Here is a 15,180-nt window from a genome sequence, read left to right as displayed (position 1 = left end):
CACGGGAACCCGGGCACGGGTTGAGAGAGGGCTGCTGCCGCCTGAAACCGATCGAACCTGATCTGGACGCCATGCCAGCGTAGGAAAGGACACCCTGTGACCGTCACCGTGACGGAGGCCCCTGCCCAGTTGCCCGCTGCCGGGAGGGCGGCGTTGCGTGGTGGTGTGTGGGGCAACTACGTGGATCAACTCCACATCTTCCTGCCCGTGACCGCCCTTGGACCCGCCCTGCCGATCCTCGCCGGCGGTGATGCCGTCGCGGCGACCGTGTCCTTGGTCGTCATGGCGACCTTGTTGGGCAGGCCGGTCGGAGCCATGGTCTTCGGCCGGATCTCTGACCGGGTGGGGCGGACGGTGACGACGAAGATCGCGATCGCCGGTACTGCCGCCTGCACCCTCGGGATCGCCGTGATCCCACCCCACCAGGTCCTGGGTGCCTGGACGATGTGGCTCATCATCGCGCTGCGTTTCCTCGGGGGTGCCTTCCTGGCCGGGGAGTACACCTCCGCGATTCCCTTGGCCATGGAATGGTCCCGACCCCGCCATCGTGGCCTGGCCTCCGGGCTCATCATGTCCATGGCGCCGTGGGCCCAGGCCACCATCGCCTTCGCCACGCTCGGGCTGCTGCTCCTGCTGGGCCCGGACTCCTACGCGGTGTGGGGGTGGCGGGTCTCCTTCGCGGCGGGTGGGGCCGCGTCGCTGGTGATGCTGGCCTACTACACCGCCAAGGTGGCCGATGCCCCGGTCTACCGACGTCACGCTCGTCGCACGGATGTCCCCGCGGGCCTGCGCGAGGTGTTGTTCGGCGGGTGGCGTCGGGCCTTCTGGCAGATGTTCGGTCTCATGACCGGGTTGTGGTTCATGACGAACATGGTGGTCATCGTGCTCGCGAAGCGGCTGGGCACCCAACTCGGGTTCTCACCGGTCGCGGTGTCGCTCGTGATGGGTGGCGCCGCGGTGGCCCAGGCGATCTTCATGGCGGTCTCGGGGCATCTGTCGACGGGCCTGGGCAGGCGGCGTTTCTTCGTCGTCTGGGGACTCGTTGCGGCAACGGCCGGCCCCGTGGTGTGGTGGCTGCTCATGCATTCCTCCGCGTTGGCCGTGGTGGCGGTGCTGGCGGCGTTGCTGCAGGTGGTGACGGTGTGCACGTACGGTCCCATCGGCGCCTATCTCTCGGAGCGGTTCCCGACACGGATCCGGGCGACGGGTTACGGCACCGCGTACTCGTTGTCCATCGTCGTCCCGGCGCTGTATCCCTACTACCTGCCGACCCTGGAGGGCTGGCTCGGCAGGGACACTGCCCCCATGAGCCTGCTCGTGCTGGGCGGACTGCTCGTGGTCGGGTGCGGGATGCTCGGGCCGAGGCTCTCCCCGCAGGAGCTCGACGCGGACGTGGAAGCGGTCGCGGATCGGCAGTCCCGATGATCGTCACGGCTGTTCGACAACGACGTCCCCTCGTCCACTGCATCACCGCCGCGGTCACGATGAACCTGGTGGCCTCCGGGCTGCTGGCATCCGGCGCCCGCCCGATGATGACCGAGACCGACGCCGAGGCCCCGGTCATCACCGGCGGGGCCTCGGCCCTGCTGATCAATCTGGGGACGCTGAGCACGGATGCCATGACGGGCATCCCGGCCACCTACGCGGCGAACCGGGAGCTGGGGCTGCCCGTGGTCCTGGACCCGACGGCGATCGGTCGGGCCCCGGTGAGAACGCGTCTGGCCCGGGATCTGGTGCGGCGGGGAGTGACTGCCGTCAGGTGCAACGCCTCCGAGGTGGCGGCACTGGCCGGCGGTACCGGGGGCAGCGGTCCCGACGCGACCATCCCCGTCGGGGATGTGGCCGAGGCCGCCCGCCAGGTCGCACTGACCCACCGGACGGTCGTCGCCGTCTCCGGCCCGGAGGACCTCATCACGGACGGGTCCAGGACGCTTCGGCTGCCGGGCGGCTCGCCGCTCCAGCCCCTGGTTCCGGGGACGGGTTGTCTCCTCGGTGCGCTCGTGGCGGCTTGCATCGCCGTGTCCCCGGATGACGTGTTCACCGCCACCGCGACCGCCCATGCCTGGCTGGCGGCCGCCGCGGAGCAGGCGCATCCGCTGAGCGCCGGCCCGGGAGAGTTCGCCTGGCGCCTGCTCGACGGACTCCATCTCGTGACCGCCGCGGAGGTCGCTTCCGTGATGGCCCGCATCCGCCCCCACGAGGAGGAGACCCCATGAGAACGCCGATCGACCTGCGGCTGTACGTCATCACCTCGGGTGCCGACCAGTCGGTCCCCGCCAAGGCCGCCGCCGCAGCCGCAGCCGGGGCGGGGGTGGTTCAGGTGCGCGCCAAGGACCTCACGGATCGCGCCCTCCTCGAACTCGTGAGCGCCGTCGCGGAGGCCGTCGCCCGGGCCAACGGCACGACCCGTGTCGTGGTGGACGACTCCGTCGCCGTCGCCAGGGCCGCCATGCTGCGGGGCTGTCACGTGCACGGGGTGCATCTGGGTCAGGACGACCTGCCGGTGCCGGATGCCCGACGCATCCTCGGACCGGACGCGGTCATCGGTCTGACCACCGGCACCCTCGACCTCGTGCGTGACAGCTCACGGGTGGCCGACGACGTCGACTACCTGGGTGCGGGTCCCTTCCGTCTCACCCCCACGAAGGATTCGGGGCGCCCTCCCCTCGGGCTGACGGGATACCCGCCGCTGGTCGCCGCAACCCGGCTCCCGATCGTGGCCATCGGGGACGTGACTCCCGAGGATGTCGGCGACCTGGCCGGGACGGGTGTCGCCGGGGTGGCCATGGTGCGCGCGGTGATGGCGGCTGCCGACCCCGGTGCCGTCGTCCGGGCCTGCCTCTCGAGGTGGGAGGCTCAGCGCTCCTCGTAGGGAACCCATGAGGTGACGCGGTTGCCGACGTACAGCTGCCGTGGACGATGGATCCGTCCGGCGGTGTCGTCGACGATCTCCTTCCAGTGGGCGATCCAACCTGCGGTCCGCCCGATGGCGAACAGCACGGTGAACATGTCGAGCGGGATCCCGATGGCCCTGAGAATGATCCCCGAGTAGAAGTCGACGTTCGGATAGAGACGACGTTGGACGAAGTAGTCGTCGGCCAGGGCGGCCTCCTCGAGTTCCTTCGCGATCTCGAGCAACGGGTCATCGATGCGCATGGACTCCAGCAACTCGTGCGCGGCCACCTTGAGGATCCTGGCGCGCGGATCGACGTTGCGATAGACCCGGTGGCCGAAACCCATGAGGCGACGCCCGAGACGTCGATCCTTGATCTGATCGAGGAACCGGGCGACGGGGATCCCGTCGTCCTGGATCTCCTGCAGCATCTCGATCACCGCCATGTTCGCCCCGCCGTGGGAGGGTCCCCACAGCGCCGCCACCCCGGCCGAGACGGAGGTGAAGAGGTTCGCCCCGGAGGAGGCGACCATGCGCACCGTCGACGTGGAGCAGTTCTGCTCATGGTCGGCATGGAGGACGAAGAAGAGGTTGAGGGCGTTGGCCACCTCCGGGGTGGCCTCGTAGTCCCGGTAAGGCAGCGAGAACATCATGTGCAGGAAGTTCTCCGCGTAGGGAAGGTCGTAGCGCGGGTAGGCCAGGGGCTGCCCGAGGTGCGCCTTGTACGAGGCGGCCGCGATGGTGCGGGTCTTGGCGAGCAGCATGGCCGCGGCCCGACGGAAGTCCGCCTCCTCAGTGATGTGGATTCCGGGGAGGTCGTAGGCCTGGATGGCGTTGATCATCGCGGAGAGGATCGCCATGGGGTGGGCATTGACGGGGAATCCGTCGAAGTGCTTCCTCATGTCACGGTGCAGGGCTGAGTTCTCCGTCAACAGCTGCCGGAACTCCTCCCGCTCCTGGGCATCGGGCAGATCGCCGAAGATGAGCAGTTCCGCCACCTCGATGAAGGAGGAGCGCCCCGCCAGCTCCTCGATCGGCACCCCCCGGTAACGCAACACCCCCTGTTCCCCGTCGATGAAGGTGATGGCGGATCGGCAGGATCCGGTGTTGCCGTACCCGTCGTCCAGGGTGATGAGCCCGGTCGCGGCACGCAGCCCGGAGATGTCGACTGCACGTTCACCCTCCGTGCCGTGGATGATCGGCAGGCGGTACTGGATTCCGTCGAGGGTGAGGGTCACGGTTTCGGTCATGGCGACTCCTGGTTGAACCTCTCGGTCTCGCACCGAGTTCGGTCCGAACACCGTAGCCCTCGATGCCCTGCCCCGCGGGTGACGATCGTCTGGTGGACGAGGCGGGTCACCCGCCGCTGACGTCGTCCTCGGCTGCGCTGAGGTCGAGGTCACAGCCACTGGTGTCGTCGTACCAGCCGTAGGGAAGGATCACCCTGCCCCGTGGGCTTCCCTGACGACCCCTCGGGGTACCCAGTTCGGAGACGGGGAAGGGCTGATCGGCGTCGAGCAGGCCCACCAGGTCGTGGAGCTCCGCCAAGGAGGACACCATCGCGAAACGACGACGCAGCTCGCCGACCGGGTACCCCTTGAAGTACCACGCCATGTGTTTGCGCAGGTCCACCACTCCACGCTCGCCCATGAGGGCGACGAGCAGCTCGGCGTGACGGATGAGCATGGCACCCACCTCCCCCAGCGTCGGTCTGGCCCGGTGGGGTTCCCCTGCGAAGGCCGCGGCGAGGTCGCCGAACAGCCATGGACGCCCGAGGCAGCCCCTGCCGATGACGACGCCGTCACATCCGGTCTCCGCCATCATCCTCAGGGCGTCCTCGGCCTCCCAGAGGTCCCCGTTGCCGAGGACCGGAATGGAGACGGCCTCCTTGAGCTCTGCGATGCGGCTCCAGTCCGCCTGGCCGCCGTAGGCCTGCTGGACGCTACGGGCGTGGAGGGCGATGGCGGCGGCCCCCTCCTGTTCGGCGATGCGTCCGGCATCCAGGAAGGTCTCGTGCTCGTCGTCGATGCCGATGCGTGTCTTGACGGTGACGGGCACCCCGAACTCATCGGCGGCGCTCACCGCAGCCCGGATGATCGACCTCAACCGGTCCCGCTTGTAGGGAAGCACACCGCCTCCGCCCTTGCGGGTGACCTTGGGCACGGGGCACCCGAAGTTGAGGTCGACGTGGTGGACGGCGTGCTCGGTGATGAGGACCCGGGTGGCCTGGGCGACCACGTCGGGGTCCACGCCGTAGAGCTGGACGGACCGGATCTCCTCCGACGGGTCGAAGGTCAGCATGGCGCGGGTCTTGTGGTCACCCACGATGATGCCCCGCGAGGTCATCATCTCGCACACGTAGAGCCCCGCCCCCTGTTCGAGGCACAGGGCACGGTAGGCCGCGTTGGTGATGCCGGCCATGGGCGCGAGCACGACGGGCAGGTCGACCACGACGGCGTCGCGGCGACTCGGCGCATGCAGACGAAGCGGTTCGACCATCATTCCTCCCGGATCGGACCGGGAGATTCTACGCATGGTTGGATGGGGGGCATGAATCCGCTCCTTGCACCCTCGACGTTGCCCTTTCAGCTCCCGGACTACGCCCACCTCGCCGATTCAGACTTCCGGGAGGCAGCCTTGGCCGCCATGCAGGAGCAGCGGGATGCTGTGGAGGATCTCATCGCCGATCCGGACCCCGCGACGGTGGGGAACGTCCTGGTGGCCCTGGAACTGAGCGGGCGGACCCTCGATCGGGTCCTCAGTGCCTTCTGGGTCATGGTGGCGGCCGACGCCACCCCCGAGCGACGCGACATCGAGAGCGAACTCGCTCCCCTGCTGGCCAGCCACTGGGACGCGGTGCGCCTCGACCCGCGGCTGCACACGCGTCTGCTCGAACTGCGGGAACGGGCAGCCTCCGGGGAGGTGGAGCTCGATGAGGAGGACCGATTCCATCTCGATGACCTCATCGAGGACCTGGAACGCTCGGGCATCAACCTGGACGCAACCACCCAGGAACGCCTGAAGGTGCTCAACGCCGAGTTGGCCAGCCTGTCCGTCGACTTCGAACGACTCCTCCTGGACGGGCGTGGGGCAGCCGCCGTCGTCGTCACCGACGCCGCGGAACTGGAGGGGCTGAGCGATGCGGCACGGGAGGCGGCCCGGTCCGCGGCCGCCGAGCGCGGTGTCGACGGGTGGCTGCTGGAACTCACCAACACCACGACGCAACCCATCCTCGCGGAGCTGCGGAACCGCGACCTCCGGCGCCGCGTGCTGGAGGCCTCACTGAGTCGGGGACTCGGCGGGGAGCACGACACCCGCCAGGTGGTGCTGGACATCACGCGTCGCCGCGCCGAGCGGGCCCGGCTGCTCGGACACGAGCATCACGCCTCCTGGGTCGCCGCCCAGGGCTGCGCCGGAACGACGGCGGCCGTGACCGCGCTGCTGCAGCAGGTGGCCCCGGGAGCGGTCGAGCTGGCTCGACGCGAGGCCGAGGATCTCCAGCGTCTCCTGGGGATCGACGAGCCAGGGGCGAGCCTCGAGGCATGGGACTGGCAGTACTACGCCGCGAGGCTGGCTGCGGAGCATGCCGTGGACGAGACCAGGCTCAAGCCCTACCTCGAGTTCGAGCGGGTGCTGGTCAAGGGCGTGTTCGCCGCCGCAACGGGCCTGTACGGGATCACCTTCCACGAGCGCGACGATCTCATCGGCTACACCCCCGAGGCACGGGTGTTCGAGGTGCGTGAGTCCGACGGGACCCCGGTCGGTCTGTTCATCATCGACCCCTTCACCCGCCCCACGAAACGCGGCGGCGCCTGGATGACCTCCATCGTGGAGCAGTCACGCCTCACTTTCGACCTGCCCGTGGTGACGAACACCTGCAACTTCCCGCCGCCCGCCGACGGGGAGCCCGCCCTGCTCTCCTGGGACAACGTCATCACCCTGTTCCACGAGTTCGGTCACGCCCTCCATGGCCTGTTGTCCAACGTGAAGTACCCGTCCCGGGCCGGGACCAGCGTGCCCAGGGACTTCGTCGAATTCCCCTCCCAGGTGAACGAAATGTGGGCGTGGGATGACGGGCTGATCCAACAGTTCGCCCGCCATCACGCCACGGGTGAGGTTCTCCCCCACGATCTCGTGGCCGAACTGCGCGCGTCGCGTTCACAGGGTGAGGGCCACGCAACGCTCGAGACGGTGGCGGCCATGCTGCTCGACCAGGCCTGGCACACCGCCACCACCGACGAACTCCCCACCTCGGTGGACGGGGTGGTTCCCTTCGAGGAGCAGGCCCTGGCGCGTGCCGGTGTCCGCTGCGAGCTCGTCCCGCCCCGGTACCGGACCTGCTACTTCAGCCACGTCTTCGGCAGCATGTACGCGGCCGCCTACTACGGCTACCTGTGGGCCGAGGTGTTGGATGCCGACGCCGTCGCCTGGTTCGAGCAGCAGGGTGGGTTGAACCGGGAGGCCGGGGAGGTCTTCCGCCGCGAACTGCTCGGGCGGGGTGGCTCCATCGCACCGATGCGGTCCTGGCAGCGGTTCCGCGGCTGCGACCCGGACGTCGTCCACCTGCTGCGCCGCAAGGGCCTGGACAGCTGACGGAGTCACCCACGATCCGGGATGGTGTCCAACTCCTGCTCCTCCAGGTAGGCCGACGGCTCGTCAACGGCCGCCAGCAGCACCGGGGTGAGCAGGAGCTTGGCATCGGTCCCTGAGAAGGAACGTCGATAGCTCCCCACGTCCCGCCAACGACTGACCAGGGCCCACAGTGAGCCGTCGTCCAGGTTCCTGACGAGGTCGACGCCAACGCACCCGCTGCACCCCCGCCAGTACTCGGCCACCCGGCGCAGCCCGTCGAGGAGATCCGGGTCCACGTGGCTGAACCGAGAGATGGCGAGCATAGGGGAGACTCTATGCCATCGGTTTGAAAACGATCTGCAGTTCTGTGATAGTCATTCTCATGAAGTCTCGTCTCCTTGCAGTGGCTGCGGCGGCGGCGCTGGCCCTCGCAGCCTGCGCCCCGAGTGGGCAGCCGGAAACCTCCACCACCACGAGCCCCGGGAACACGGCGGCAGCCGAGACGATGGCAGCCTCCGATGGCCTCAACGTCTCCGTCGCCTTCTACCCGATCGAGTTCGCCGCGACGAAGGTCGGCGGCGACAGGATCAAGGTCTCCTCACTGACCACCCCGGGGACCGAACCCCATGACCTGGAACTCACCCCGCAGCAGATCGCAGGGCTCGACGAGGCCGACCTCGTCATCTACCTCGGCGGCTTCCAGCCCGCGGTCGACAAGGCCGTGGCGGGCTCCAAGGCCAAGCACAAACTCGACCTTGCCACCGTCATCAAACTCCACCCCATCGCCGATGACCATGGGCACGACCACGGAGATGACAAGGGTCATGACCACGGTGACGACAAGGACCACGCCACCGAGGAGGGCCACGACCACGCAGATGACAAGGGCCACGACCATGATCACGGCGACTTCGACCCCCACTACTGGCTCGACGCCACGATGATGGCCACCTCGGTCGAGGCGATCGCGAAGGAACTGGGCGAGATCGACGCCGCAAACAAGGACACCTACACCGCAAACGCCAAGACCGCGACCGACGAGCTCACCGCCCTCGACGAGGAGTACAAGCAGGGCCTCGGCTCCTGCACGGTCAAGACCATCATCACCAGCCACGCCGCCTTCGGCTACCTGACGGAGCGCTACGGGCTGGAGCAGATCGGCATCTCGGGCCTGTCCCCGAACGAACAGCCCTCCCCCGCCCGGATCGCCGAGGTCCAGGAGGAGGCCAAGGAGCACGGCGTCACGACGATCTTCTTCGAGACCCTCACCTCGCCGGAGGTCGCCGAGTCCATCGCGGGTGACCTCGGTCTCAAGACCGCTGTCCTCGACCCGCTGGAGGGCGTGACCGACGAGTCGCCGGGCACCGACTACCCGTCCATCATGAAGGCCAACCTCAAGGCGATCCAGGAAGCGAATGGCTGCAGCTGACGGAACCCGCCTCCTGACCGCCGAGGGCCTGTACGTGGCCCTCGGCGGTCTGCCAATTCTCCGCGACATCAGCATCCACGTCGACGCCCGCGAGGCGGTGGCCATCCTCGGCCCCAACGGATCCGGCAAGACCACCCTGCTGCGCACCCTCGTCGGTCTCATCCCGTTCCGTCAGGGAGAGCTGTCCCTCTTCGGTTCCCCCATCCAACGGTTCCGGGACTGGCATCGGATCGGCTACGTACCGCAGCATTCCGCGCTCCACGTGCACAGTGCCACGGTGCTGGAGGTGGTGCTCATGGGTCGACTCGCCCACCACCGTCCATTCGCCTGGTTCACCCGCGAGGATCGCCGAGTGGCACTGCGCGCCCTGGAGACCGTCGGCCTGGCCGACCGCGCCCACTGGCCCTTCGCCCCTCTGTCCGGAGGCCAGAAGCAGCGGGTGCTCGTCGCCCGGGCCCTCAGCACCGGCCCGGACCTGCTGGTCATGGACGAACCGCTGGCGGGGGTGGACCTCACCAGCCAGGCCGCCCTGGCCGAGTTGCTGGGCTCGTTGCGGGACCAAGGAATGGGGTTGGCGATCGTCCTCCACGAGACCGACACGATGGCGAACGTCCTCGACCGGGAGATCCGGCTGTGTGATGGCCGCGTCGTCACCCACATCGACCCGCTGTCCGCGAGTCCCCTACCCACCCCGGGTGTCTCCGGGACAGGCCTGACGGATCCCCTGGGAGGCGACGAATGACCATCTTCAGCCACGCATTCATGCAGCGGGCCATCATCGCGGCCGTGCTGAGCGGGCTCGTGGCCCCGGCCATCGGGATGTACATCGTGCAGCGTCGGCTGTCCCTGCTGGGCGACGGGCTCGGCCACGTCGCCATCATGGGCGTGGGGCTGGCCATGCTCACCGGGTGGGCACCGCTGCCCATGGCCGTCATCACCTGCGTCATCGCGGCGGTCATCGTCGAACTGCTGCGACAGAGCGGGAAAGCCTCCGGCGACCTCGGGCTCGCCGTCCTCTTCTACGGCGGCATCGCCTCCGGCGTCATGATGGCCGGCATTGCGGGAAAGGGTCCGGCCGGGTTGTCGGCCTACCTGTTCGGTTCGTTGACCACGGTGAGCCAGGACGACCTCGTGGTGATCGCCGTCCTCGGGGTGGTGATTCTCCTCTTCGCCCTTGGCCTGTGGCCCCGCCTGTTCGCGATCTGCGCCGACGAGGACTTCGCCCGGGTGCTGGGGCTCCGGGTGAGGCTCCTCAACCTCCTCATCGTCGTCGTCGCCGCCGTCACCGTCACCATTTCCATGCGCACCGTGGGCCTGCTGCTCATCAGCGCCCTCATGGTGATCCCCGTGGCCGCGTCCCAGCAGCTCTTCGTCGGGTTCCGATCCGCTCTCCTCGGGGCGATGGGAATCGGTTTGGCGGCCGCCATGATCGGCACGGTGGGCTCCTACCACCTGGACACCGCGACGGGGGCGACGATCGTGGTCACCGCCATCCTGCTGCTCGGCCTCGCGACCGTGCTGGGCACCGTCATCCAACGCCGCCGACGTCACGTCCCATTCGCCCCTGACCACGGTCAGGGGGAGCACATTCGTGCGGATCATCCGCCCACGGGGCGACCCGCTTCCGGTAGGGTGTCGGTCATCCAGCACGGGGACCACCTCGACGAGATCGTTGGGGTCCACCGGCATGCCCGGCACGGAGACCACTATGACGAGCACTAGCACCCGCAACACCTGGCAGCGCACCGCCATCCGTTCCCTCCTCGCCAACACGGAGGAGTTCCGCACGGCAGCCCAGATCCATGCGGAGTTGCGTCAGGTGGGGGACAAGGTGGGGCTGGCCACGGTGTATCGGGCGTTGCAGTCCATGAGCGACAACGGCGATCTGGACATCGTGCGCACCCCCGAGGGTGAGGCCGCGTACCGGATGTGCTCGAACAGCCACCATCACCACCTCGTGTGCCGGTCCTGCGGCATGGCCGTGGAGATCGCCGGGGAGGCCGTGGAGAACTGGGCCAATGAGGTGGCCCAGGAACACGGTTTCACCGATGCCGGACACAACCTCGAGATCTTCGGGCTCTGCCGGAACTGCACGGACAGCACCACCGTCGCCCGATGACCTCGGACCTGCTGAACCACGTCCAGAACCAGCTGGCCACGATTCGCGACCGGGGACTGTGCGCTGACCCGGTGTACCGGACACGCCTGTCCCGGCCGCCGATCCCTGCCGACGAGATCAGCCACTTCGAGCGGGGGCACGGTGTCAGGCTTCCCTCGGGGTACCGGGACTTCCTCACCACATGTGGGTTGCCCGAGTTCAGTCCGGGACGGGAACTGTTTCTCCCCACTGATCGACACCCGTTGATCCCTTCTAACGGGGGACGCGACGTCATTGACCTCACCGCGGAGTTCCCCTTCACTGACGCATGGGACGACGATGAGGTCCACGACGCCGTGGAGGAGCAGGCCCCGGATCTGGACGACCGGTTGGAACACTACTTCTCGACCTCATGGGTCAGGGGGACGCTGCCCCTGCTTGATCTGGGCTGTGGTGATCTGCTGATCCTCGTGCTGAACGGCCCCGAACGCGGCAACGTCTGGTTCGACGGACGGGCCAACTGGAGCGGGATCTTCCCAAAGACCCTCACCAGGCAGTCCCAGACCTCGACGTCGCAACGACCGCGTCTCACCTTCCTCGAGTTCTACAGCGCCTGGCTCGGCGAGGTCATCGCCGGGGTCCCCCGGGTCGAGCAGTTCGTCTGAGCCGCTCTCAGCCACCCTCCAGGAAGGGCAGGGACCGAAGCGATCGGTCGAGGTTCCAGGCCGCGAAGGCCGCGACGATCCCGTGCGCCCGGTGGCGCAGTCCCGGATCGCTGGCGCACACGTGCTCCCAGTCCCCCGCCAGGAGTGCCCCGATGAGCGCGAGAAGTTCGGGGCTGGCCGACGCCGAGCCCTGGGCCCGACAGGCGGGGCACACCGCTCCGCCGAGTTGCGGGGAGAACCATCGCAGCTCCTCGGTCTGCCCGCATTGGACGCAGGCCTGAACCGTCGTGGCCCAGCCCGCGGCCGCGAGGGCCCGCAGGAGGTAGGAATCGACGATGGCGGTCATCGGCAACCCTCCTCGCCCCAAGGCGATGAGGGCGCCGAGCAGCAGCCGGTATTGGGTCAGCGACGGGGAGCGGTCCTCCGCGACGATCCGGTCGACCGCCTCGACGAGCACCTCCGCGGCGCAGAACCGGTCGTAGTCGGAGCCGAGCATGGGAGGGTGGAGCGACTCCACCTGGGTGACGGTGTCCAACGCACCCCGTCCCGCGGCCAACTGCACGTCGATGTGTCCGAAGGGCTCGAGTCGGGCGCCGAACTTCGACCCGGTCCGCCGCACCCCCTTGGCCACGGCACGAACCTTGCCGTGCTCGCGGGTGAACAACGAGATGATGCGGTCGGCCTCGCCGAGCTTCCAGGTGCGCAGGACGACGGCCTCAGTGCGGTAGGTGCGCATCAAGGCTCACGACTCGTCGTGTTCGTGGGACGACTGGACCTCCACCACGCCCGGGATCTGGGCGAGCGTGTGGATGAGTGGGGTGAACGCACCGCCGTGGCTGTGCAGTTCGATCCGTACCCGTTGCGTCGGGAAGGACACATCCGGCGAGTCGTGGGGCAACACCTTGAGGTGATCCATCATCACGGCGTGGTCGCCGATGGCGGTCATGATGTCGCGCAACACCCCCTTGCCGTCACGATAGGTGATCCACACCGTCTCCACGGTGGAGCGGGCATGGGGCAGGCGACGACGCAGCGGCTGCAGCCCGACCACAGCCACCATGTAGAGCACCGTCCCGGCGATGGCTATGTCGATGGTCCCGGCTCCTGCCGCCATCCCGACCGCCGCCACCAACCAGACGCAGGCCGCCGTCGTCAAACCTCTCACGAAGTCCCGGCGGACGAAGATGAGTCCTGCCCCCATGAACCCGATCCCGGAGACGATCTGGGCCGCCACCCTGGAGCCGTCCACATTGGTGATGGTCAGCCCGGGCAGCAGCCACTCGCCGTGCCGCGAGACCGCGGTGAACAGCGCCGATCCCAGCCCCACCAGGGCACAGGTCCTGATCCCCGCCGGTTTCGAGTTGAACTCCCGTTCCAGCCCGATGGCTGCCGACAGCACGGTGGCCAGGGTCAGCTCAGCGATGACCATCCAGTGCACTGCTGTCCTCCTCGTCCGACCAAGGGAACAGTCTATGGGGCCGGTCCGCTCAGCCCTGACAGAGCGTGGTCTCCAGTGTGTCCTCCAGCTGCTCGAACAACGACATGATCCGTTCCCCGTCGGTCTGATCCTCGACGAGGGAGGGCGGTATCGCCGTGGTCACCAGGGTCATGGCGGTGCCATCGGGTCCGACGGCGTTGACGCTCTGGTAGCCGTGGATGGTGCCACCGTGCCCCCAGGCCTCACCGCAGCCCAGCGGCTTCTTGATGATTCCGAGACCGTACTCCTGGCCACCTTGTCCCATGTCGATGGTGTTCCTCATCTCGGCCAGCGCCTCCTCCGAGACCAGGGAGCCCTCCAGCAGGGCCTGGAAGAAGGTGTTGAGCTCGCCGGGGGTGGAGACCATCGCCCCGGCGGCCCAGGCCCATCCCGGGTCCATCTCCGTGACATCGACCACCTCTCCCGAGGCGTCCCGGTGGTAGCCCTGTGGGTGCGTGCCACGCAGGAAGCGTTCCCCGGGGTTGGGCATGTAGGTGTTGCGCAGCCCGAGGGGTTGCACGATCCGCTGGTCGATCTGCTCGTTCACCGTGCGTCTGGTCACCTTCTCGACGAGCATCCCCAACACGATGTAATTGGTGTTGGTGTAGGTGAACCTGGTACCGGGCTCGAAGGCCGCTGGTTTGGCCAGCGCGATGTCGAGCAGGTCACGGGGCCCGTGGTGGTCCTTGCGGATCTCGATGAAATCCTGCACCTGGGCCACGCTGTCGGTGTACTCGGGCAGCCCCGAGGTGTGCTGGAGCAGCTGCCTCACGGTGATCCGTGCCCCGTCGATGCCCTCACCTCGCAGCAGACCCGGCAGATAGGTCTCCACCGGTTCGTCGAGCTGCACGCTGCCCTCGTCGACCAGTTGCATCACCACCACGGCGACGAAGGTCTTGGTGTTCGACCCGATCCTCACCTGACCGTTCACCGGGGCCGGTGTCCCGTGGTCCCTGTCCCCGGTTCCCACGGCCACCGCCGTGGAACCACCGTGGGCATCCGTGACGGTTCCCAGCACGGCCGGGTACCCCACCTCCAGCAGGTCGGCCAGCCGCGTCCTCAGGGTGTCACTCGGTGGTGATGCCACGCTCGGTACGGCGATCGCCCCGACGCTGAGGGCACCGACGAGCGAGGCCACCACCAGCCGGGACGAGAACTTCTGGTACATCGTGTGATTCATCGTGTTCATGGCCTCAAGCCTTCCCGAGACCTCATCTGGACACCATGGGGCCACCCGGACAACATCCGCTCCGGGTGACCCCACGAGACAGTCACTAGGCTGTGCCCATGGTTCATCGCTCCCCCACCCCCCATCCGTCAGGAGCCAACCCCCCGGTGATTCCTCCTGCCTCGCTGCCACGGCACGTCGCCATCGTCATGGACGGCAACGGACGTTGGGCCAAGCAGCGTGGGTTGAAGCGCACCGAGGGGCATGCCAGAGGTGAGGCCGCACTGCTCGATGTGATCCACGGCGCCATCGAACTGGGGATTCCCTACCTGTCGGTCTACGCGTTCTCCACCGAGAACTGGAAACGTTCTCCCGACGAGGTCCGGTGGCTGATGGGCTTCAACCGTGACGTGATCCACAGGCGGCGCGACGAGTTGCACGCCCTTGGTGTGCGGATCCGTTGGGCCGGACGTCGCCCCAGGTTGTGGGGGTCGGTGATCCGGGAGCTCGAGGAGGCCGAGGCGCTGAGCGACAAGAACTCCGTGCTCACCCTGCAGTTCTGCGTCAACTACGGCGGCCGTGCGGAGATCGTCGATGCAGCCCGTGAGGTCGCCCGGCTGGCCAAGGAGGGAAAGCTCGATCCGGGCCGCCTGACCGAGGAGCGGTTCCGTCGCTTCCTCGACGAGCCGGACATCCCCGACGTCGACCTGTTCCTGCGTTCCTCCGGGGAACAGCGCACGTCCAACTTCCTGCTGTGGCAGTCCGCCTATGCGGAGTTCATCTTCCTGGATCGGCTGTGGCCGGACTTCGACCGCCGGGACCTGTGGGCGGCGGTCGAGCAGTACGTGACGCGGGAGAGGCGCTTCGGGAGCGCCTGA

16 protein-coding genes are annotated in these 15,180 nt (G+C 68.1%); 10 read left to right on the top strand and 6 right to left on the bottom strand.

What is annotated here, in order from left to right:
• Positions 1 to 96: 96 nt before the first annotated feature.
• From EII35_RS04155 to EII35_RS04145, 3 genes are read left to right on the top strand one after another with little or no spacing between them, the layout of a single operon-like run.
• Complete coding sequence (locus tag EII35_RS04155; RefSeq protein WP_260465002.1) at positions 97 to 1,425, top strand: MFS transporter; 1,329 nt, start codon at positions 97 to 99, stop codon at positions 1,423 to 1,425.
• Positions 1,422 to 2,216 (top strand): hydroxyethylthiazole kinase, encoded by a 795-nt coding sequence (gene thiM / locus EII35_RS04150; RefSeq protein ID WP_125227197.1) that lies wholly within the window; start codon positions 1,422 to 1,424, stop codon positions 2,214 to 2,216. Before EII35_RS04155 ends, thiM begins: the two co-directional genes overlap by 4 nt.
• Positions 2,213 to 2,872: a thiamine phosphate synthase gene (locus EII35_RS04145; protein WP_125227196.1), complete on the top strand. Its 660-nt coding sequence runs from the start codon at positions 2,213 to 2,215 to the stop codon at positions 2,870 to 2,872. Before thiM ends, EII35_RS04145 begins: the two co-directional genes overlap by 4 nt.
• Here the strand turns inward: EII35_RS04145 and EII35_RS04140 are convergent.
• Together EII35_RS04140 and dusB are read right to left on the bottom strand one after the other, a co-directional pair.
• Entirely contained in the window at positions 2,857 to 4,143 is a 1,287-nt protein-coding gene (locus EII35_RS04140; RefSeq protein WP_125227195.1) for a citrate synthase, read from the bottom strand. The two genes, EII35_RS04145 and EII35_RS04140, sit on opposite strands and share 16 nt — an antisense overlap.
• Before the next feature lie 106 nt (positions 4,144 to 4,249).
• Positions 4,250 to 5,428, bottom strand: a complete 1,179-nt coding sequence (dusB, locus tag EII35_RS04135) for a tRNA dihydrouridine synthase DusB (RefSeq protein WP_395858219.1) — start codon at positions 5,426 to 5,428, stop codon at positions 4,250 to 4,252.
• 15 nt (positions 5,429 to 5,443) lie between these two features.
• Between dusB and EII35_RS04130 the strand changes: the two genes are divergently transcribed.
• Entirely contained in the window at positions 5,444 to 7,486 is a 2,043-nt protein-coding gene (locus tag EII35_RS04130; protein ID WP_221739672.1) for a M3 family metallopeptidase, read from the top strand.
• Positions 7,487 to 7,491: 5 nt separating this feature from the next.
• Here EII35_RS04130 and EII35_RS04125 read toward each other — a convergent pair whose 3' ends face one another.
• Entirely contained in the window at positions 7,492 to 7,788 is a 297-nt protein-coding gene (locus tag EII35_RS04125) for an antibiotic biosynthesis monooxygenase (RefSeq protein WP_125227193.1), read from the bottom strand.
• 59 nt (positions 7,789 to 7,847) lie between these two features.
• Here EII35_RS04125 and EII35_RS04120 point away from each other — a divergent pair, with 59 nt between their 5' ends.
• The 5 genes from EII35_RS04120 to EII35_RS04100 are packed head-to-tail and all read left to right on the top strand — an operon-like array spanning position 7,848 to position 11,657.
• The gene (locus EII35_RS04120; RefSeq protein ID WP_125227192.1) at positions 7,848 to 8,894 is read left to right on the top strand and encodes a metal ABC transporter substrate-binding protein; all 1,047 of its coding nucleotides are present in this window, start codon (positions 7,848 to 7,850) and stop codon (positions 8,892 to 8,894) included.
• Positions 8,881 to 9,636, top strand: a complete 756-nt coding sequence (locus tag EII35_RS04115) for a metal ABC transporter ATP-binding protein (RefSeq protein ID WP_260465001.1) — start codon at positions 8,881 to 8,883, stop codon at positions 9,634 to 9,636. Before EII35_RS04120 ends, EII35_RS04115 begins: the two co-directional genes overlap by 14 nt.
• Positions 9,633 to 10,616: a metal ABC transporter permease gene (locus tag EII35_RS04110; protein ID WP_125227191.1), complete on the top strand. Its 984-nt coding sequence runs from the start codon at positions 9,633 to 9,635 to the stop codon at positions 10,614 to 10,616. Before EII35_RS04115 ends, EII35_RS04110 begins: the two co-directional genes overlap by 4 nt.
• The gene (locus tag EII35_RS04105; protein WP_185744155.1) at positions 10,603 to 11,013 is read left to right on the top strand and encodes a Fur family transcriptional regulator; all 411 of its coding nucleotides are present in this window, start codon (positions 10,603 to 10,605) and stop codon (positions 11,011 to 11,013) included. The genes EII35_RS04110 and EII35_RS04105 overlap by 14 nt, the downstream gene beginning before the upstream one ends.
• Entirely contained in the window at positions 11,010 to 11,657 is a 648-nt protein-coding gene (locus tag EII35_RS04100; RefSeq protein WP_125227189.1) for an SMI1/KNR4 family protein, read from the top strand. The genes EII35_RS04105 and EII35_RS04100 overlap by 4 nt, the downstream gene beginning before the upstream one ends.
• Positions 11,658 to 11,664: 7 nt before the next feature.
• Here the strand turns inward: EII35_RS04100 and recO are convergent, their stop codons facing one another.
• From recO to EII35_RS04085, 3 genes are read right to left on the bottom strand one after another with little or no spacing between them, the layout of a single operon-like run.
• Positions 11,665 to 12,393, bottom strand: a complete 729-nt coding sequence (gene recO / locus EII35_RS04095) for a DNA repair protein RecO (protein WP_125227188.1) — start codon at positions 12,391 to 12,393, stop codon at positions 11,665 to 11,667.
• Positions 12,394 to 12,399: 6 nt separating this feature from the next.
• Positions 12,400 to 13,086 carry an MgtC/SapB family protein gene (locus EII35_RS04090; protein ID WP_125227237.1) on the bottom strand — a complete coding sequence of 229 codons (687 nt, stop codon included), beginning with the start codon at positions 13,084 to 13,086 and terminating at the stop codon, positions 12,400 to 12,402.
• Between the two features lie 58 nt (positions 13,087 to 13,144).
• Positions 13,145 to 14,323: a serine hydrolase domain-containing protein gene (locus EII35_RS04085; protein WP_221739670.1), complete on the bottom strand. Its 1,179-nt coding sequence runs from the start codon at positions 14,321 to 14,323 to the stop codon at positions 13,145 to 13,147.
• 98 nt (positions 14,324 to 14,421) lie between these two features.
• Here EII35_RS04085 and EII35_RS04080 point away from each other — a divergent pair, with 98 nt between their 5' ends.
• Entirely contained in the window at positions 14,422 to 15,180 is a 759-nt protein-coding gene (locus EII35_RS04080; protein WP_125227187.1) for an isoprenyl transferase, read from the top strand.

This window comes from Arachnia propionica (assembly GCF_003932785.1).
Lineage (GTDB): Bacteria > Actinomycetota > Actinomycetes > Propionibacteriales > Propionibacteriaceae > Arachnia > Arachnia propionica_B.
Note: the sequence above shows the minus strand (reverse complement) of the source record. Positions and strands in the feature narration are given on the sequence as shown.

What these genes read in the sequence shown, in the direction of transcription:
- thiM (WP_125227197.1), top strand. Translation starts at nt 1,422, where the DNA reads ATGATCGTCACGGCTGTTCGACAACGACGTCCCCTCGTCCACTGCATC.
- EII35_RS04145 (WP_125227196.1), top strand. Translation starts at nt 2,213, where the DNA reads ATGAGAACGCCGATCGACCTGCGGCTGTACGTCATCACCTCGGGTGCC.
- EII35_RS04140 (WP_125227195.1), bottom strand. Translation starts at nt 4,143, where the DNA reads ATGACCGAAACCGTGACCCTCACCCTCGACGGAATCCAGTACCGCCTG.
- dusB (WP_395858219.1), bottom strand. Translation starts at nt 5,428, where the DNA reads ATGCGTAGAATCTCCCGGTCCGATCCGGGAGGAATGATGGTCGAACCG.
- EII35_RS04130 (WP_221739672.1), top strand. Translation starts at nt 5,444, where the DNA reads ATGAATCCGCTCCTTGCACCCTCGACGTTGCCCTTTCAGCTCCCGGAC.
- EII35_RS04125 (WP_125227193.1), bottom strand. Translation starts at nt 7,788, where the DNA reads ATGCTCGCCATCTCTCGGTTCAGCCACGTGGACCCGGATCTCCTCGAC.
- EII35_RS04120 (WP_125227192.1), top strand. Translation starts at nt 7,848, where the DNA reads ATGAAGTCTCGTCTCCTTGCAGTGGCTGCGGCGGCGGCGCTGGCCCTC.
- EII35_RS04115 (WP_260465001.1), top strand. Translation starts at nt 8,881, where the DNA reads ATGGCTGCAGCTGACGGAACCCGCCTCCTGACCGCCGAGGGCCTGTAC.
- EII35_RS04110 (WP_125227191.1), top strand. Translation starts at nt 9,633, where the DNA reads ATGACCATCTTCAGCCACGCATTCATGCAGCGGGCCATCATCGCGGCC.
- EII35_RS04105 (WP_185744155.1), top strand. Translation starts at nt 10,603, where the DNA reads ATGACGAGCACTAGCACCCGCAACACCTGGCAGCGCACCGCCATCCGT.
- EII35_RS04100 (WP_125227189.1), top strand. Translation starts at nt 11,010, where the DNA reads ATGACCTCGGACCTGCTGAACCACGTCCAGAACCAGCTGGCCACGATT.
- recO (WP_125227188.1), bottom strand. Translation starts at nt 12,393, where the DNA reads ATGCGCACCTACCGCACTGAGGCCGTCGTCCTGCGCACCTGGAAGCTC.
- EII35_RS04090 (WP_125227237.1), bottom strand. Translation starts at nt 13,086, where the DNA reads ATGGTCATCGCTGAGCTGACCCTGGCCACCGTGCTGTCGGCAGCCATC.
- EII35_RS04085 (WP_221739670.1), bottom strand. Translation starts at nt 14,323, where the DNA reads ATGAACACGATGAATCACACGATGTACCAGAAGTTCTCGTCCCGGCTG.
- EII35_RS04080 (WP_125227187.1), top strand. Translation starts at nt 14,422, where the DNA reads ATGGTTCATCGCTCCCCCACCCCCCATCCGTCAGGAGCCAACCCCCCG.